Here is a 19,636-nt window from a genome sequence, read left to right on the forward strand (position 1 = left end):
ATTATTTACTCAAATACATTTTTCTTCTGGAATACAATTCGTAGAATTGATCGTCTTTCAGGTCTTCGATAAACAAGATGCTTTCTCCTGTAGATTTCATTTCAGGTCCTAAAGCTTTGTTTACGTTAGGGAATTTGCTGAAAGAGAAAACCGGTTGTTTGATAGCATATCCGTTTAATTGCGGATTGAAATCAAAGTCAGTTACTTTACTGTGTCCTAACATTACTTTAGTAGCGTAGTTCACATAAGGCTCTCCGTAAGCTTTTGCAATGAAAGGAACGGTACGGGAAGCTCTTGGGTTAGCCTCGATGATATAAACAGTGTCGTCTTTGATAGCAAACTGGATGTTGATTAAACCTACTGTTTTCAAAGCTACCGCGATTTTCTTAGTATGATCTTTAATTTGTTGCATTACAAACTCACCTAAGTTAAATGGAGGCAATGTCGCATTAGAATCTCCGGAGTGAACTCCACAAGGCTCGATGTGCTCCATAATTCCGATGATGTACACATTTCCGTCAGCATCACAAATGGCATCCGCTTCCGCCTCGATAGCTCCATCTAAATAGTGGTCTAGCAATAATTTGTTACCTGGAATCGCTTTCAATAAATCGATTACGTGCTCTTCTAATTCTTGTTTGTTGATTACAATTTTCATTCCCTGACCTCCTAATACATAAGAAGGACGTACTAATAATGGGAAGTCTAAAGAATCTGCCAATTTAGAAGCTTCTTCAGCGCTTTCTGCAATTCCGAATTTCGGGAAAGGAATTTTCAAGTCGGTCAATAAATCAGAGAAACGTCCTCTGTCTTCCGCTAAATCCAGTGCATCAAAACTAGTTCCGATGATTTTCACACCGTATTTAGATAATTTCTCCGCTAATTTAAGTGCAGTTTGACCACCCAACTGTACGATTACACCTTCTGGTTTTTCGTGTTGGATAATATCATAAATATGCTCCCAAAATACTGGCTCGAAGTATAATTTGTCTGCTGTATCAAAATCAGTAGAGACCGTTTCCGGGTTACAGTTAATCATTATCGTTTCGTATCCACACTCTTTAGAAGCTAAAACTCCGTGAACACAAGAGTAATCAAACTCAATACCTTGTCCGATACGGTTTGGTCCTGAACCTAATACAATAACTTTCTTTTTGTCGGTTACAATACTTTCATTGTCTACAAAACGAGTTCCGTCAGCTTTTTCAATTTCAGCCTCGAAAGTTGAGTAATAGTAAGGTGTTTTTGCTTTAAACTCAGCCGCACAAGTATCTACCAATTTGAATACACGGTTGATGTTCATTTCCATACGTAGCGCATGTACTTCACTTTCCATACATCCCATCATGTGAGCAATTTGTCTGTCGGCAAAACCTTTTTGTTTCGCTTCAAGCAAAAATTCTTTTGGCAAAGTAGCAACTGTATATTTAGAAATTTCTTTTTCTAAAATGAATAATTCCTCGTATTGTTTCAGGAACCACATATCAATTTTAGTGATTTCATGAATTCTGCTCAAAGGAATTCCCATCGCAATCGCATCGTAAATCACGAATACACGATCCCAACTTGCGTAAGTTAGTTTTTCGATAATTTGCTCATAATTCGTATATCCTTTTCCGTCAGCGCCTAAACCATTACGTTTAATTTCTAAGGATTGGGTTGCTTTGTGTAAAGCTTCCTGGAACGAACGTCCAATACCCATAACCTCACCTACTGACTTCATTTGTAGCCCTAAAGTTCTGTCAGAACCTTCGAATTTATCAAAGTTCCAACGAGGTATTTTAACGATTACATAATCTAAAGTAGGCTCGAATAAAGCAGAAGTAGATTTAGTAATTTGGTTTTGTAATTCATCTAAGTTATACCCTAAAGCTAATTTCGAAGCAATTTTAGCAATTGGATAACCGGTAGCTTTAGAAGCCAATGCAGAAGAACGAGATACACGTGGGTTAATTTCGATAGCCACGATATCTTCTTTTTCATCCGGAGAAACCGCAAACTGTACGTTACAACCTCCGGCAAAGTTCCCAATACTACGCATCATTAAGATAGCATAATCACGTAATTTTTGGAAAGTAGTATCCGACAATGTCATCGCAGGAGCTACCGTAATCGAATCTCCGGTATGGATTCCCATTGGGTCCATATTTTCGATGGAACAAATAATTACAACATTATCATTTTTGTCTCTTAAAAGCTCTAATTCGTATTCTTTCCATCCCATCAAAGCTTTATCAATTAAGACTTCGTGAATTGGAGAAGCCTCAAGACCCGCAGTTAACAATCTGTCGAAATCTTCCGGTTTGTAAACGATAGAAGCTCCGGTTCCTCCAAGTGTAAACGATGGACGGATAACTAATGGAAAACCAAATTCCTGAGCAATTTCTTTACCTCTCAAGTAAGAAGTACAAATTTCAGCAGGAGCTGTTGGCACATTAATTTTTTTCAAAAGGGCTTTGAACTGATCTCTGTCCTCAGTAATGTTGATTGCATTTACATCAACCCCAATCATTTTTACGCCAAAATCATCCCAGATTCCTTTTTCCTGAGCTTCCAAGCAAAGGTTAAGCGCTGTTTGACCTCCCATTGTAGGCAATACGGCATCAATTTGTGGATGTTCTTTTAAAATTTCAATGATCGATTTAGTAGTTAAAGGCTTCAAGTAAATATGATCCGCCATAGATGGGTCGGTCATAATTGTAGCAGGGTTCGAATTGATAAGAATTACCTCGATTCCTTCTTCACGAATAGAACGAGCTGATTGCGATCCTGCATAATCGAATTCGCAGGCTTGACCAATAACAATAGGACCTGAACCTATAATTAAAACTGATTTGATTGAAGTGTCTTTTGGCATTATGATGTAATTATTGTTTTTTCAAGTTTTTTTATCCCTCAAGATTAAAACGACATAACCCGCTATAAATCTTAATTTTGAGTTTAATTTCAGACAAGGTATAAAAAAGGGCGATACTAAAAAAAGTAACGCCCTTATTTATGCTTTTACAAACATTATTTTTTGTGTCTAGGCTCGCTAGAAACAGTTAATTTATGTCTTCCTTTAGCTCTTCTACGCGCAAGAACTTTTCTTCCATTTGCAGAAGCCATTCTGTCCATAAATCCGTGTTTATTTCTTCTTTTTCTTTTCGATGGTTGAAACGTTCTCTTGCTCATTGCTTTGTATCTTTAAATCTTAATTATATGTATCTTTTTGTTTTCAAATAGTGGTTCTTTCAAAACCGAGTGCAAATATACAAAGACTTTTTTTTCTGGCAAGAAGTTTTATAAAAATATTTTTAATTCCTTTTACTATATTTGCAATCACAAATTATAACCCATCATGTTAAACAAGAATATTAAACTTATCATCGCCGGACTTATCGTAGCGGCCAGTATCTGGCAATTTACTGAAAACAATATCGGAAACGGAATCTTCTTATTATTACTTACCATAATTCCTATTTTTCTTTATTACAGAAACGAATACATCTTATTGGCCTTTTTAAAATTAAGAAAACAAGACTTTGAAGGCGCTCAAAAATGGCTTTCTAAAATTAAAAACCCGGAAGGTGCTTTAACCCAAAAACAACAAGGTTACTTTAATTACCTTCACGGAATTATGCTTTCGCAAACGAACATCAATCAGTCTGAGAAATATTTCAAAAAAGCCATCGAATTAGGTTTATCAATGGATATGGATTTGGCTGTAGCCAAATTAAACTTAGCAGGAATCGCTTTATCAAGAAGAAGAAAAATTGAAGCCACTAATTTAATTGCAGAAGTTAAAAAGCTGGACAAACAAAACATGTTGAAAGATCAAATCAACATGATGAAAGAACAAATGAAAAAAATCTAATTTTCATTCACTCAAACAAAAAAAAAACGTCCTGTTCAGTAGAACGGGACGTTTTTTTTATGCTTTTACTGAATTTTAATTGTAACACAAATTATTAGTATCCAAAATGATTGCCGGCAAATTAGCATTAAACCAGCGATACTTCACATAAATCATCACATGAGTTCCTCCTTCAACTACAATACATTTTTTTATATTTTGAATTGGAAACATCTCATCTTTATCGCCGTGAATATGAATCACCCGTTTATCAATTTCTTCTCTGTCCCACAAAACCACTTTTTCAACCGCCCATTTTAAATAATACAGATCCCGAACCGACAAAAAAGTATCATACAATTGCATGCGATGTGACATTTTTTCGCCAAAAACAAATTGCGCCAATTTGCCAAAACTCAAAATCAACCGAATAGGAATCAGTTTATAAACCAATGTTTTTCGGGCAAAACGAATTCTTTTAGGAAATTCTGACTTCGATTTGACACTCGAAATAATAATTATTTTTTGCACCTCCAGAAAGCGAGCCATTTCCTGCACCAAAATCCCTCCAAAAGAAACACCTATCAAAATTGGATTTTTATGCTTGACATGCAAAGCAATTCTCTCTGCATAATCCTCCAAAGTTTCTTTTGGCTTCGGAATTTCCCATTCCAAATAATGTACATCAAAACGCGCATCATCAAGCCTAATCCTTTCGAAAATCAAAGGATTTGCTGCTAATCCGGGCATAAAATAAACAGGAATTTTGCTCATAATGAAATTTCAAATCGACAACACCAAAATACTAATTTAAAGTTTTTTCATATTATTTTACAAAACTTAAAAAACAAACAAGCACTTACTTTAACACTCACAGCTCAAAAAGCATACGTTAAAATTGTTTGATTTTGGTTATCAAATACTTAACTTTACACTCCCTCTTTTTCTTTAGGAAAATATCACTGGATAAAAAAACGTAAAAAACATCTTTTTCGGACAAAAAATCCGAAAACCATTTATTTTTTAATTCATTGTTCAAAAAACAACAATATGGAAACAATTGCTACAATCGAAATTAAAGACAACACTTTTGCCCGACAATTTGAAACCACTATTCCGGAAGGACTTATCACCATTGAATATTCGCTTCAGGAAAGAAAAATATTTTTAACCAAAATAAATACTCCGGAACATTTTGAAAACGAAAACTTTATTGACAAAGTAATCAAAAATATTCTGGAAAACGCCATCGAACAACGGATAAAAGTAGTTCCAACCTATCCCAGAATTGTTCAGTTTTTCAAAAAAAATCCTTCGTACAAAGAACTTCTTCCTCCCGGAATTCGAATTTAAAACCAATAAAAAAGGCATAAGAACTAACTTATGCCTTTTTAAATGACTTTTAGTCAAAAAATTATTTTTCTATTTCCTTCATGCTATCCATTTTCTTATGCGCCAGGAATCCGGTAATATCCTCAAAATGCTCCACTACTCTTTTGTTTCCAAATTCGAAAACTTTAGTTGCCAAACCATCCAGGAAGTCACGGTCGTGAGAAACTAAAATCAAAGTTCCGTCAAAATCACGTAACGCATCCTTGATAATATCTTTGGTTTTCATATCCAGGTGATTCGAAGGCTCATCCAGAATTAATAAATTCACCGGCTCCAACAATAATTTAATCATTGCCAAACGCGTTTTTTCACCACCGGAAAGTACTTTTACCTTCTTCGTAATATCATCACCCTGAAACATAAAAGCACCTAAAATATTTTTAATTTGAGTGCGAATATCCCCCACAGCAATATTATCGATTGTTTCAAAAATAGTAGCGTTTTCATCCAATAACGAAGCCTGATTTTGAGCAAAATAACCAATTTGAGCATTATGACCAATCTCAACACTGCCGCCATCAATCCCTATTTCTTTCATGATAGCTTTAATCATCGTTGATTTTCCTTCTCCATTTTTCCCCACAAAAGCTACTTTTTGTCCTCTTTCGATAACAATATTTGCATCTTTAAAAACCACATGATCTCCGTAAGATTTTGCCAAATCCTTCACCACCACCGGATATTGTCCGGAACGCGCTGCCGGCGGAAATTTTAATCGCAAAGCCGAAGTATCTACCTCATCGACCTGAACAATTTCTAATTTCTCCAACATTCTTACACGTGACTGCACCGCATCGGTTTTAGAAAAAGTCCCTTTAAAACGCTCAATAAAGGCACGGTTATCCGCAATCATTTTTTGTTGCTCATCATACGCTTTTTGTTGGTGAATTCTACGATCTTTTCGCAATTCCAAATAATGAGAATATTTGGCTTTATAATCGTAAATACGTCCCATTGTTACTTCAATAGTACGATTCGTAATATTATCTACAAAAGCTCTATCGTGAGAAATTACCACAACCGCTTTAGCCGAATTAATTAAAAAATCCTCTAACCATTGAATACTTTCAATATCCATGTGATTCGTAGGCTCATCCAGCAAAATCAAATCGGGTTTGCGTAATAAAATTTTAGCCAATTCGATACGCATTCTCCAACCTCCTGAAAACTCCGAAGTTTTTCGATCAAAATCAGCAGCTACAAATCCTAATCCCTTTAGAACTTTCTCAACTTCTGCTTCGTAATTTATTTCTTCAATCGCATAAAATTTCTCACTTAAATCAGAAACTCGCTCAATCAACTTCATATACTCATCACTTTCGTAATCAGTACGCACGGTCAATTGTTCATTGATTTCGTCAATTTCAGCTTTCATTGAAAAAACTTCCGAAAACGCTTTTGAAGCTTCTTCTTTAACCGTTGCCGTATCGGTTGTTAACAAATGCTGTGGTAAATAAGCCACTACAGCTTCTTTAGGCACTGCTACATTTCCCGTAGAAGGTTTAGAATTTCCGGCTATAATTTTCAACAAAGTTGATTTTCCTGCACCATTTTTACCCATCAGGGCTATTTTATCATTCTCATTAATAGCAAAAGAAACATCACTAAACAATGTTGTTCCTCCAAACTGTACCGAGATATCGTTGATTGTAATCATTATATAAAGTTAGAAGTTAGAGATCGGAAGTCCCGTTCTCAATAAATTTAAAAGCTGCAAAGATAAATGAATTAAGTGATTTGCCATCATAAAAAACTTCCGATACAGTTAAAAATCTGCCATCGGAAGTTCTCAAAAAAAGTTTGTAATTTTTGTTATTCTTTTTCTTTATCCTTATTCAATGTATTCCAAATATGCGCATTAGAAACACCTATTGTTTCAGGAATAAACACCGGATCAATCCCTTCTTTTTTCTGTTTTTCATAATCCAACAATGATTTCAAAGCCGGTTTTTGCAACAAAATAATAGCAATAATATTAAACCAGGCCATCAAACCAACCCCTAAATCACCCATTGCCCATGCCAATGTAGCCTGATTGACCGAACCATACATAATGACAACCATCATTACTACTTTTAAAACATAGTAAAACTTAGGCGATTCTACTTTTCTGGTCAAATAGGATATATTCGTTTCCGCGATATAGTAGTAAGCAATAACCGTAGTAAAAGCGAAGAAAAACAATGCCGTAGCCACAAAATAAGAACCAAAACCCGGAAAAACAGTATCCATAGCGCTTTGTGTATAAGCCGGCCCTACAGCCACATCCACACCATGATATAAAAATTCCGACGCTCCATTAGTTCCAAAAAGCGGATTTTGAACATTATACATTCCGGTTATCAAAATCATAAATCCGGTAGCCGAACAAACAAATAACGTATCTATATAAACCGAAAAAGACTGCACTAACCCTTGTTTAGCCGGATGCGAAACATTAGCCGCAGCAGCAATATGAGGTGCTGTTCCCTGACCGGCTTCATTAGAATAAATTCCGCGTTTCACCCCCCACTGAATTGCCAATCCAAATACAGCTCCAAAACCTGCTTCTAAATCAAAAGCACATTTAAAAATCAAGCTAATTACACTAACCAACTGATCATAATTAACCACAATAATTATTAAAGCCAGTAAAATATAACCAATCGCCATAAACGGAACCACATATTCTGTAAATCGGGCAATCCTCTTTACTCCTCCAAAGACAATAGCTCCAAACAGAATTACCATTCCCAGACCCGAAATCCAGGTTTCCAAATGAAACGCATTTTTAACTCCTTCAGCAACTGAATTTGCCTGAACTCCCGGTAAAAAAACACCGGCAGAAATAACAGAAACAACCGCAAACAATACGGCAAACCATTTCATATTTAGACCTCTTTCAATATAAAAAGCGGGACCTCCTCTAAATTCCCCTAAATGTTTTTCTTTATAAATTTGCGCTAATGTTGCCTCTACATAAGCAGTACTCGCCCCTAAAAAAGCAACCAGCCACATCCAAAACATTGCTCCCGGCCCTCCAAAAGCAATAGCTGTAGCCACTCCGGCAATATTTCCGGTACCTACTCTTCCTGCCAAAGACATTGCCAAAGCCTGAAAAGAAGAAACTCCGGAATCAGTACTTTCTCCGTCAAATAAAAGACGCCACATTTCCTTAATATGTCGCAATTGCAAAAAACGGGTTCGTATTGAAAAATAAAGTCCGACACCCAGACACAAAACAATCAGAGCATTACTCCAAACTATTTCGTTTAAAAATTCTACAAGGTTTTTCATATGGTTGATTAATTTTCCATCAAAAAAACAACAAAGCATTCAGATTTCAAAGAATTTTTCAAAAATTATCAACTACAAATAAAAAAATACTTTATCCCTTACAGATAAAGTATTTCAATTGATAAAATAAATTTCAAAAACAAATGACAATTATTCTTTCCGCCACTTTTTAGTTATTTCAAAAACATGTTCCAAAATAGCAGCCTCTTTTTCATCAAATTCTATATTTCTTCTTCCCATAACCAACTTCGCTGTTTCGAAAGCTTTTTTGGTCACATAAGTGGTAAATCCTGCTGCTCCTCCCCAGGAAAAACTCGGAACAAAATTTCGCGGAAAACCGGCACCAAAAATATTAGCACTAACTCCTACAACTGTTCCGGTATTAAACATCGTATTAATTCCGCATTTACTATGATCTCCCATCATCAAACCACAAAACTGCAAGCCTGTTTTAGCAAAACCTTCAGTCTCGTAACTCCACAATCTAACCTCATCATAGTTATTCTTTAAATTCGAATTATTACTATCCGCACCTATATTACACCATTCTCCTAACACCGAATTCCCTAAAAAACCATCATGACCTTTATTAGAATGTGCAAATAAGACTGAATTGTTAATTTCTCCGCCTACTTTAGAATAAGACCCTACCGTTGTTGGTCCATAAATTTTGGCACTCATTTTAACCACAGCACCCTCACACAAAGCAAATGGACCACGAATTACTGTACCCTCCATAATTTCCGCATCCTTACCTATATATATTGGTCCGGTAGCAGCATTCAAAGTAACATATTCTAATTTAGCCCCTTCTTCAATAAATACATTTTCCGGCGCAATTACATTGACGCTTTTAGGAATTGGCTGTGATTTTCGGTCATCTGTCAAAAACTCAAAATCTTCTCGGATAGCAGCTCCATTTTTAGAAAAAATATCCCAGGTATTCATAACCGTAATACAATCTTCATTGTATTCGATAATTTCATAATTATCAAAATCTACTTCTTCCTGACTATCATTTGTAAAAAAAGCAATCACTTCTTCTCCTTTAAAAATAGCCTGATTAGGTTCTAAGTTAGAAACCATTTCAGCCAAAACTTCATTAGGAAGAAAAGAAGCATTAATCATCACATTTTCTTCCAACTCTACCATTGGATATTTATCCGATAAATATTCTTCCGTTAAAGTTGTAATTGTAGAACCCAAATAACGTTCCCATTTCTGACGAATGGTCATAATTCCAATAAGAATATCAGCCACAGGACGGGTAAAAGTAAATGGCAATAAAGCATTTCGTGCCGGTCCGTCAAAAAGTATATAGTTCATATTATTGTCTGTTTTTTTTAAGTGGTGTGTTTTTTTTGCCCGAGCCAAAGTTACAAAGATTGTCATAGATAAAAACAAAAAAGCCTCCCAAATGGAAGGCTTATTTTATCAAGAAACAAATTAAAATTATTTAATGTGTTTAGCGTATTTAGTTTTGAATTTATCAATACGTCCTGCAGTATCGATAAGTTTAGATTTACCTGTGTAAAAAGGGTGAGAAGTTCTAGAGATCTCCATTTTTACAACTGGATACTCAACACCTTCATGTACAATTGTTTCTTTAGTCTCTGCTGTAGATTTAGTAATAAAAACATCATCATTAGACATGTCTTTGAATGCAACTAATCTGTAATTCTCTGGGTGAACACCTTTTTTCATCTTGAATCTTTTTTATTTGTTTGGCTATAATTTATTCCGAAGCTTTTCTTTTTTAGTGAAAAGGTGTAAACAAACTATAACTTTTTGTTTTTTTAATTATTATTTTGAGGATGCAAAAATACAATTATTTTTCAATAAACAAATCTAATGTTTCATTTTTTTATATAATCTTCTAAAAACAGTTTTTTACACTTCCGTATAACGGGAATTACTATATTTGTTGCTTAATTGAAAGACGCGTAAAATGATACACGAAATCATCAAAAAAAACGGGATTACCTTTGGAATTATAACCGGATTAACCTCCGTTTTAATAACTACTTTTATCTATGCTATTGATTTAAATTTATTTACCTCTCCCTGGATTGGTTTTAGCAATTTAGCCATCTATTTAGTCCTAGCGATTGTTTTACTAATCAAAACAAAGAAAGAATTCCCAGGAATTTTTAGTTTTAAAGATGCTTTTACCACTTATTTTATTTCTGCATTAATCGGAATTGCGATTTCTGTTCTTTTCAACATCATTTTATTTAATTTAATTGATCCTGCCGCAAAAGATACCATTAAAGAATTAACCATTAAATATATGGTTTCAGCACTGGAGAAATTCAATGCTCCGGCAGCTGCCATCAATAAAACTATTGCCGACTTAAAAGAAAACGACCAATTCTCTATTGTAGGATTACTAAAAGGTTCTTTATCCAATATTGTTTTTTGTACCATTTTTGGTTTAATTTTGGCGGCTTTCTTTAAAAGTAAATCCTCATCACAAGCATAAAATCGATGAACTTATCCATCCTAATACCTCTTCTTAACGAAGAAGAATCACTTAAAGAACTTTATACCTGGATTATAAAAGTAATGCAGGAAAACCGTTATTCGTATGAAATTATTTTTCTGGATGACGGAAGTACCGACAAATCCTGGTCTATTATTCAAAGCTTTGCTACCGAAAATGTTCATGTAAAAGGCATTCGATTCATGAAAAATTTCGGAAAATCGCAGGCTTTACATGCTGGTTTTGCCAAAGCACAGGGAGACGTCATCATTACTATGGATGCCGATTTACAGGACAGTCCGGAAGAAATTCCGGGATTATACGAAATGATTACCAAACAAAATTTCGATTTAGTTTCTGGATGGAAAAAGAAACGCTACGACTCGGTTGTGGCTAAAAATTTACCTTCCAAATTATTCAACTGGGCAGCACGAAAAACTTCCGGAGTAGAATTGAATGATTTTAACTGCGGATTAAAAGCCTACCGAAATGTTGTGGTAAAAAACATCGAAGTTTCAGGCGAAATGCACCGATACATTCCGGTTTTGGCGAAAAATGCCGGTTTTGGAAAAATTGGTGAAAAAGTAGTACAACATCAGGCCAGAAAATACGGCGAAACTAAATTTGGTATGGAACGCTTCATAAATGGCTTTCTGGACTTGATTACTATTTGGTTTTTGTCTAGATTTGGAAAAAGACCTATGCATTTATTTGGAGCTATTGGCTCTTTGATGTTTGTAATCGGATTTTTATTAGCCGGATATATTGGTGTTTCTAAATTATACCACATGTACAACAACATGCGCTATAGCTTGGTAACAAACAATCCTTGGTTTTTCATTGCATTAACCACCATGATTTTAGGAACCCAATTATTCTTAGCCGGATTTTTAGGCGAAATTATTTTACGTTCTAAAAGCAACGAGGAGCGTTACAAAATCTCTAACGAGATTAATTTCCTTTAAATCAAATTCAAAAAACTAAAAACAACTGAAAATAAAAAACTAAAAACGCGACAAAATGGAATTACAACAAAACATTTTAGATGCTGTTAAAGAATGGCAAAGCCCTTTGTTTGATACAACAACACAAGAAATGCTTAATAAATTATTAGCTACTTCACCAAAAGAAATAGAAGAAAGCTTTTATAAAAATCTTGAGTTTGGTACAGGTGGTATGCGCGGTATTATGGGCGTAGGAAACAACCGAATCAACAAATACACCCTAGGAAAAAGCACTCAGGGATTGTCTAACTATTTAAAATCTGTTTTTCCAAACCAACCAATAAAAGCGGTTATTGCTTTTGATTGTCGCCACAATAGTAAATCACTTGCCAAAGTAGTTGCTGATGTATTTTCGGCCAACGGAATTCAGGTTTATTTATTTTCAGATTTAAGACCTACACCGGAACTTTCTTTTGCTTTAAGACATTTAGAATGCCAATGCGGAATTGTACTTACTGCATCACACAATCCGCCGGAATACAACGGATATAAAGTGTACTGGCAGGACGGAGGCCAAATTGTTCCTCCGGAAGATGAAGCGATTATCAATGCGATTGAAAAATTAAATTACAACGAAATCAAATTTGACGCTAACGAAGATTTGATTCAATATATTGATGAAGAAATCGATCAGGCTTTCATAAAATCGACTATTGAAAACGCCAGTTTTGAAACACCACAACAAGCCAAAGACAACTTAAACATTGTTTTTACTTCGTTACATGGAACTTCTATTACGGTTACTCCTGAAACTTTGGCCCAGGCAGGCTATAAAAATGTTCACATTGTTGAAGAACAAGCCGTTCCTAACGGAGATTTCCCAACAGTAAAATCACCAAATCCGGAAGAACCGGAAGCACTTACTTTAGCTTTAGAACTTGCTGACAAAACAAACGCTGATATCGTTATTGGAACCGATCCGGATTGTGACCGTTTAGGAATTGCCGTTAGAAACAACGAGGGACAAATGACCCTTTTGAACGGAAACCAAACCATGATTTTAATGACTGCCTTTTTATTAGAAAAATGGAAAAAAGCAGGCAAAATCAACGGAAGACAGTTTGTAGGTTCTACAATTGTTTCTACTCCTATGATTATGGAATTAGCTTCAGCTTACGGAGTAGGATTCAAAGTAGGTTTAACCGGATTCAAATGGATTGCCAAAATGATTAAAGACTTCCCGGAATTACAATTCATTGGCGGAGGAGAAGAAAGTTTTGGATATATGGTAGGCGATGCTGTTCGTGATAAAGATGCTGTTGCGGCTACTTTATTAATATGCGAAGTTGCCGCTCAGGCAAAAGCTAATGGTAGCACGGTTTACAAAGAACTTTTAAACTTATACGCTGACCACGGATTCTTTAAAGAACACTTAGTTTCCTTGACTAAAAAAGGAATGGAAGGTTTACAGGAAATCAACCAAATGATGATTGATTTAAGAGAAAATCCACTAAAAGAAATCAACGGACAACGTGTGGTAATGGTTGAAGATTACCAATCGTCTATTGCTAAAAACTTACTGGACGGTGAAGAGTCTCAAATTGACATGCCAAAATCAAACGTATTGATTTATTATACAGAAGACGGTTCTAAAATTTGCGCCAGACCTAGTGGAACTGAGCCAAAAATAAAATTCTACATCAGCGTAAACACCGAACTGGAGAGCGTTGAAAACTTCAACGAAACAGAACAAATTTTAAACGAAAAAATAAAAAATATCATTGCTGAAATGCAATTAAAATAATGGATATCAATTTAAAAAAGCTTATTCCTTTTGTTTCAAAATATAAAAAACACATTTATTTAAATGTGTTTTTTAATATCTTCTATGCTTTATTCTCTACCCTGCTTATGGTATCCATGATACCTACACTAAATGTACTTTTTGGACTAAACAAAAAAGTGCATGAAGCTCCGGTTTATAAAGGAATTGGGCAAATAAAAGGCTATGCCGAGGAATATTTGAATTACAAAATCACTGTACTTACCGAAGTTAATGGATTTAAAATTGCACTTCTGTTTGTAATTTCAATTATTATCATCACCGCTTTTTTAAAAAACGTAACCAATTATTTTGCTTCTTACCACGTTACCCGATTAAGAACCGGAGTCTTGAGAGATTTAAGAAAAAATTTATACGCCAAAATCATCAACCTGCCGGTTTCCTTCTATTCTGAAAAAAGAAAAGGAGATGTTATGGCCAGAATGTTAGGCGACATTAATGATGTCCAAAACTCTTTTTTTCAAATTTTAGAATTAGTTGTCCGCGAACCATTGACAATTATTTTTTCAATTGTAACAATGTTTATCATTAGTCCCACACTGACTTTTTTTGTTTTTGGATTTATTCCGGTTTCAGGAATTATCATTTCCCGAATTGGTAAAAACCTAAAAGCCAAATCGGTAAAAGCACAAAACGAAAACGGAATTTTCATCTCTATTTTAGACGAAACTCTGGGTGGACTTAAAGTGGTGAAAGGATATAATGCCGAAAATTCATTTATCGAAAAATTCAACAATTCCATCAATCGTCTGCTAAACCTTTCTAACAGTATTGGAAACAAAAACAACTTAGCTTCACCGTTAAGCGAATTTCTGGGAATTGTTACCATTGCAGTATTATTATGGTTTGGAGCTCAGCTAGTAGTTGAAGAACATTCTATTTCTTCGGCTACCTTCATTACCTATATTGCTCTTGCTTACACTATTTTGACTCCTGCTAAATCCATTTCGAAAGCTTCATATCAGGTAAAAACAGGATTGGCTGCTGCAGAAAGAGTTTTTACCCTTATGGACGAAGAAAACACTATTGTTGATTTGCCAAATGCAGCCGAAAAAGAAACTTTTGAAGAAGCTATTCGTTTAGAAAATATCAATTTCCGTTACAAAAAAGACAATGTTTTAGACAATTTTTCATTAACCATTCCTAAAGGAAAAACAGTCGCCTTAGTAGGACAATCAGGTTCCGGAAAAAGTACCATTGCCAATTTACTAACCCGTTTTTATGATGTAAACGAAGGTAAAATCACTCTGGACGGGATTGACATCAAAAGTCTTAAAATGAAATCCCTTCGCGATTTGATGGGATTAGTTACTCAGGATTCTATTTTGTTCAATGATTCCATCAAAGCCAACATCGCTTTAGGAAAACCGAATGCAACTGACGAAGAAATTATTGAAGCCTTAAAAATTGCCAATGCTTACGAATTTGTAAAAGATTTGCCGGAAGGCATTCACACTAATGTAGGAGACAGCGGAAACCGACTTTCGGGAGGTCAAAAACAACGCCTTTCTATTGCCCGTGCCGTACTTAAAAATCCGCCAATTATGATTTTGGACGAAGCCACCTCCGCATTAGATACCGAAAGCGAAAAACTGGTTCAGCTGGCACTCGAAAACATGATGCAAAACCGTACTTCAGTTGTCATTGCACATCGCCTTTCGACGATTCAAAAAGCAGATACGATTGTGGTTATGCAAAAAGGTAAAATTGTAGAACAAGGTACACACGACGAATTAGTAGCCTTAAACGGCACTTACAATAAACTCGTGATGATGCAATCTTTTGAATAAATAATTATAATTTAACATCAGCTTATTTTAGATTCAAAAACGAATCATACTTTTATAGTACCTTTTAAATCTAAGAGAATGTATCAAAACAATCCAAATATCAAACTGCCTGAAAACACCGAAACAGTCGTGTGGAAATATTTGGATTTGTCAAAATTTTTAGATTTACTGCTTTCGCAAAAATTATTCATGTCCCGTTCAGACAAGTTTGAAGACCAATACGAAGGCACTTTTAGCGAACCTACTTATGAAGAAATCAAAAAATTAGCGATTGACAATCCTGATTTCATTAACTATTATAAAACACATCGTGAAAAAGTTGCCATTAGCAGCTGGCACATTAATGAATATGAATCATTTGCCATGTGGCAAATTTTCACTCAAAATAGCGAAGGATTAGCTATTCAGTCCACCATCGGTCGTTTGCAAAAAGCGCTGCATCCTGAAACCAATTTTAAACAATACATTGGTGAGGTCAATTATATTGACTATAAAAAAGAATACATCCCTTTTGACGATACCTTCTTTCCCTTTTTATTTAAACGTAAAAGTTTTCAGTACGAACGGGAAGTACGCGTCATTACAGATGTTTCGAACGATAATATCAAATTAAATGACGGCTTAAAAATCAACGTGGACATCAACCAACTGATTGAGAAAATTTACATTCATCCTAAATCAGAAAACTGGTATAAGAATCTGGTGATCGAATTGGTAAAACAACTGGGATTTGATTTTACCATTGAAAAATCCGATTTAGAAAGTGATATTTTGATTTAAATCGGTTCGTAACTTTTCACTTCCCAATTAGCATCCAGCAAATTGATATAATTATAATGTAACACATCATTTTTATCAAATTGCCCGTTTTTATTGGTATCTTCTACTGTTCTAAAATACAATCGGTTTTTAGATTCAATCAAACTCCAATCGATTAACTCTTCAAAATTAGCCGAAATCTTAGTAAAATGAGTACCACTAATATCACTCAAATACAACGATTTAATATCGCTGGTATCTAATTTTCCGTCTTTATTTGTATCGACATCATACATGGTATAAACCAAAATTTGTTTTTTGGTCTTATCAGCAACTGCTTTCAAATAAGTAGCCGTTAAAATCAATGCAGGTTTATCCGTTAACGAATGAATCGAATCAGAATCTATCTTTTGAAATTTTAAATTTTGTAAAAAACCGGTTATTTCCTCATCGCCTAAATTAGAAATAGTAAAACTCAAATCAATCACACTCGAAGAACCATATTTTGCCTTCGCTCCTCTTTCATACACTCTTAAATCGCCCACAGGGTGAATTAAATAATCCGTTCCTTCCATTTGAATTGGCAAATCGGCAATGGCAATTTGGGTAGAATCAACCTTAGAAACAGCTTTTTCTTTGGAAGCCGCATCATAAATCACTTTTGGTTTCTCCACTTCTTCTTTACAACTTACTAAAAGCAGGATGGCGATATTGATCAGGGCTATTTGTACAGTTTTCATAGGGCTGTGATATTAAAATATTTTCAAATGTAATGATTTTTAAAAAGGCTTTCGAATTTTAAAAGTATTTTATGAATTTAGAAAAAACATCTTTTCATTACAATTTGGCATTCAACTTTATATTAAAAACTCTTGTGGTCATATAATTGGGCACTGCATATTCATTTTTGGAATACACATCGCGCACCCAGGTATTGGTAATCGCATTTTGATTATTAAACAAATTAAAAATTTCCAAACCAATAGCTAATTCTTTAAAATTTCCAAGCCAGTTCTTTTTATTTTTCATCAAATCGGTGTCAATTAAGACTTTAGAAAAACCAATATCCACCCGACGATAATCATTCAAGCGGTTTTGATATTGATACGCATCGGCATAAGAAGGCGAACCTCCGGGCAATCCGGTATTGTAAACCAAATTCAAATACAATCGCATACTGGGAATTGCCGGCATATAATCCTGAAACAATACGGCAAATTTCAATCTCTGATCCGTAGGACGGGCAATATAACCTTTATTTGCACTATTTTCTTCTGTTTTCAAATAACCAAAACTAAACCAGGATTCCGTTCCCGGAACAAATTCGCCATTCAGTCGAAAATCAATTCCCTGCGCATAGGCTTTAGCATTATTTGTAGCAACATAACGTATTCTGACATTATCTATTGTATACGTATTTACATCCGTCAACGATTTATAATACAACTCCGAAACCAACTTAAAAGGACGATTCCACATTTTAAAATCATATTCATTCCCTAAAACCAGCTGAACCGATTGTTGCGCCTTAACATTCTCCTGAACCGCTCCCGAAGCATCCCGAAGTTCTCTGTAAAAAGGAGGCTGATAATAATAACCACCGGAAATTCTAAACAACATTTCTTTTTCCCAATCCGGTTTTAAGGTCAATTGTCCTCTGGGACTAAAAACCGTTTGCGATTTTCCGGTAGCATTTGTACCGTTAATGCTCCAATTTTGCATTCGGGCACCAATGCTGTACCAAAGTTCCGCACTTTCCAAATCAGTTTTAGCATTCCACTGAACATATCCGGAAAGGCGGTTAATTGTATTATAATTTGTTGCAAAAACACTTCTGTAAGGCGCTAATGGCCCAACAAAAGAAGTATAAGGCTGATCTTCTCTGGAAAATTCTAAAACTGGCGGATTGATTGAAAATCCCGCCGAATCAATTACCTCCCACTCCATTACTTTGTCCCGAATAGATTCGCGGGTATATTTAACACCAAATTCCAAATTGCTTTTTTTCCAATCGGCAAAACCTTTAATCTCGCTGTTTACAATCAAAGCATCCAGATCATTGCGGGCGTGATTCAGTTGCGAACCAATTCCGCTGGCATAATATGCATCATAAGATTCAGAACCTATGCTGCTTGTATTATCCGTTAAAAGATATTGTGCCAAAATATCAAAATATTCCTGTTCCTGAGTGTGATAAACGGAATTAATAAATTTGAATTTCAACTTATCCGAAACTTTATAAGTCGTTTTTAAAGCAGCTAAATACGTTTTATATTCATCTTTTTCCTGCCCTTCATAATACACCGTTAACACCTTTGGAGTATCCAACGTCCCGAATCTTGTCCGACGAATTAAAGGCTGATAATTGTATTTATTTTGCGAAAGATTCCCTAAAAAACCCCATTGCCACTTATCCGATGCTTTATAAGTTACATTGGTTTGAACATCTGCAAAAGAAGGCGTATAATTCGTTTCCGTATCCTGACTATTTACTAAAAGACTGTTATTTCGATAACGAACACCAGTTACCGAAGACCATTTTTTATCTTTTGAAACCAAATCCAGAGCCAGGCTTCCGCCCAGAAAACTGGCTTCAAAAGCAGCTCCAAACTGCTTTGGATTGCGATACGTAATATCTAAAACCGAAGACAACTTATCGCCGTATTTTGCCTGAAATCCGCCGGCTGAGAAATTTACATTTTGAACTAAATCGGTATTCGTAAAACTCAAACCTTCCTGTTGTCCGGAACGAATTAAAAACGGACGATAAATTTCAATTTCGTTGACATAGACCAAATTTTCATCATAATTTCCGCCACGAACCGCATATTGCGTACTCATTTCGTTATTAGAATTCACTCCTGCCATTGTTTTCAACACATTTTCAATTCCGGCATTCGCTCCCGGAATTTTCTTAATCGTTTCAGCCGAAAGTGTGGTTATGCCCTGAATTTGAGATTTCCGGTCTCTGCTTACCAAAACCTCACCCATTTGTTCCTCCTGCTCGTTCATAACCAAATTTAACTCGTAATCATAGCTGTTTTTCAACAACAAAGCAACAGTAGCCTTTTTATAGGTTAGATGTGTAAAAAGTAAATTAACTTTCTTATTTACCGGAACTTTTATAGAATAATACCCTTTCGCATTCGATTGGGTAGTATGCCCAGAAAATGAAATATTTACATTGCTCACAGGTCGATTTTGAGCATCAAAGATGATTCCTTTTACTTTTGCCAACTGTGCAAAAGCTGAAAAAGAAACCCAAAACAAAATAAAACCGAAACGAAATCTGACGCTCTTCAAAGTACCTGATTA

16 protein-coding genes are annotated in these 19,636 nt (G+C 35.1%); 7 read left to right on the forward strand and 9 right to left on the reverse strand.

Annotated elements, in window-relative coordinates; translation table 11 throughout:
* Nucleotide 1: 1 nt before the first annotated feature.
* Together carB and rpmH are read right to left on the reverse strand one after the other, a co-directional pair.
* Nucleotides 2-2,857 (reverse strand): carbamoyl-phosphate synthase large subunit, encoded by a 2,856-nt coding sequence (gene carB / locus B6A10_RS12725; protein ID WP_055090538.1) that lies wholly within the window; start codon nucleotides 2,855-2,857, stop codon nucleotides 2-4.
* Nucleotides 2,858-3,012: 155 nt separating this feature from the next.
* On the reverse strand, nucleotides 3,013-3,174 hold the full coding sequence (gene rpmH / locus B6A10_RS12730; RefSeq protein ID WP_008464848.1) for a 50S ribosomal protein L34: 162 nt from the start codon (nucleotides 3,172-3,174) through the stop codon (nucleotides 3,013-3,015).
* A gap of 166 nt (nucleotides 3,175-3,340) precedes the next feature.
* On the opposite strand from rpmH, the gene B6A10_RS12735 reads away from it, so the two are divergent.
* Nucleotides 3,341-3,856 carry a hypothetical protein gene (locus B6A10_RS12735; protein WP_055090537.1) on the forward strand — a complete coding sequence of 172 codons (516 nt, stop codon included), beginning with the start codon at nucleotides 3,341-3,343 and terminating at the stop codon, nucleotides 3,854-3,856.
* Between the two features lie 75 nt (nucleotides 3,857-3,931).
* Here B6A10_RS12735 and B6A10_RS12740 read toward each other — a convergent pair whose 3' ends face one another.
* Complete coding sequence (locus B6A10_RS12740) at nucleotides 3,932-4,609, reverse strand: alpha/beta hydrolase family protein (protein ID WP_055090535.1); 678 nt, start codon at nucleotides 4,607-4,609, stop codon at nucleotides 3,932-3,934.
* 276 nt (nucleotides 4,610-4,885) lie between these two features.
* On the opposite strand from B6A10_RS12740, the gene B6A10_RS12745 reads away from it, so the two are divergent.
* On the forward strand, nucleotides 4,886-5,188 hold the full coding sequence (locus B6A10_RS12745; protein ID WP_194431841.1) for a GNAT family N-acetyltransferase: 303 nt from the start codon (nucleotides 4,886-4,888) through the stop codon (nucleotides 5,186-5,188).
* Between the two features lie 61 nt (nucleotides 5,189-5,249).
* Here B6A10_RS12745 and B6A10_RS12750 read toward each other — a convergent pair whose 3' ends face one another.
* From B6A10_RS12750 to B6A10_RS12765, 4 genes are all read right to left on the reverse strand, one after another.
* Nucleotides 5,250-6,884 carry an ABC-F family ATP-binding cassette domain-containing protein gene (locus B6A10_RS12750; RefSeq protein WP_188221176.1) on the reverse strand — a complete coding sequence of 545 codons (1,635 nt, stop codon included), beginning with the start codon at nucleotides 6,882-6,884 and terminating at the stop codon, nucleotides 5,250-5,252.
* 155 nt (nucleotides 6,885-7,039) lie between these two features.
* Nucleotides 7,040-8,503 carry an alanine/glycine:cation symporter family protein gene (locus B6A10_RS12755; RefSeq protein ID WP_188221177.1) on the reverse strand — a complete coding sequence of 488 codons (1,464 nt, stop codon included), beginning with the start codon at nucleotides 8,501-8,503 and terminating at the stop codon, nucleotides 7,040-7,042.
* Nucleotides 8,504-8,653: 150 nt separating this feature from the next.
* Complete coding sequence (locus B6A10_RS12760; protein ID WP_188221178.1) at nucleotides 8,654-9,829, reverse strand: GlmU family protein; 1,176 nt, start codon at nucleotides 9,827-9,829, stop codon at nucleotides 8,654-8,656.
* A gap of 126 nt (nucleotides 9,830-9,955) precedes the next feature.
* The gene (locus B6A10_RS12765) at nucleotides 9,956-10,207 is read right to left on the reverse strand and encodes a type B 50S ribosomal protein L31 (protein WP_026714974.1); all 252 of its coding nucleotides are present in this window, start codon (nucleotides 10,205-10,207) and stop codon (nucleotides 9,956-9,958) included.
* Between the two features lie 244 nt (nucleotides 10,208-10,451).
* On the opposite strand from B6A10_RS12765, the gene B6A10_RS12770 reads away from it, so the two are divergent.
* From B6A10_RS12770 to B6A10_RS12790, 5 genes are all read left to right on the forward strand, one after another.
* Nucleotides 10,452-10,985, forward strand: a complete 534-nt coding sequence (locus B6A10_RS12770; RefSeq protein WP_188221179.1) for a DUF4199 domain-containing protein — start codon at nucleotides 10,452-10,454, stop codon at nucleotides 10,983-10,985.
* Between the two features lie 5 nt (nucleotides 10,986-10,990).
* Nucleotides 10,991-11,950 carry a glycosyltransferase family 2 protein gene (locus B6A10_RS12775; RefSeq protein ID WP_026714976.1) on the forward strand — a complete coding sequence of 320 codons (960 nt, stop codon included), beginning with the start codon at nucleotides 10,991-10,993 and terminating at the stop codon, nucleotides 11,948-11,950.
* Between the two features lie 55 nt (nucleotides 11,951-12,005).
* A complete protein-coding gene (locus B6A10_RS12780; protein ID WP_188221180.1) occupies nucleotides 12,006-13,733 on the forward strand; it encodes a phospho-sugar mutase in 1,728 nt (575 codons plus the stop codon).
* On the forward strand, nucleotides 13,733-15,562 hold the full coding sequence (locus B6A10_RS12785; RefSeq protein ID WP_055090523.1) for an ABC transporter ATP-binding protein: 1,830 nt from the start codon (nucleotides 13,733-13,735) through the stop codon (nucleotides 15,560-15,562). The genes B6A10_RS12780 and B6A10_RS12785 overlap by 1 nt, the downstream gene beginning before the upstream one ends.
* 78 nt (nucleotides 15,563-15,640) lie before the next feature.
* Nucleotides 15,641-16,342: a hypothetical protein gene (locus tag B6A10_RS12790; RefSeq protein WP_188221181.1), complete on the forward strand. Its 702-nt coding sequence runs from the start codon at nucleotides 15,641-15,643 to the stop codon at nucleotides 16,340-16,342.
* Here B6A10_RS12790 and B6A10_RS12795 read toward each other — a convergent pair.
* The gene (locus B6A10_RS12795) at nucleotides 16,339-17,061 is read right to left on the reverse strand and encodes a CREC-EF hand family protein (protein WP_055090520.1); all 723 of its coding nucleotides are present in this window, start codon (nucleotides 17,059-17,061) and stop codon (nucleotides 16,339-16,341) included. The genes B6A10_RS12790 and B6A10_RS12795 overlap by 4 nt on opposite strands.
* Before the next feature lie 97 nt (nucleotides 17,062-17,158).
* On the reverse strand, nucleotides 17,159-19,624 hold the full coding sequence (locus tag B6A10_RS12800) for a TonB-dependent receptor (protein ID WP_188221182.1): 2,466 nt from the start codon (nucleotides 19,622-19,624) through the stop codon (nucleotides 17,159-17,161).
* Nucleotides 19,625-19,636: the final 12 nt, after the last annotated feature.

This window comes from Flavobacterium pokkalii, assembly GCF_014596575.1.
Taxonomy (GTDB): Bacteria; Bacteroidota; Bacteroidia; order Flavobacteriales; family Flavobacteriaceae; genus Flavobacterium; species Flavobacterium pokkalii.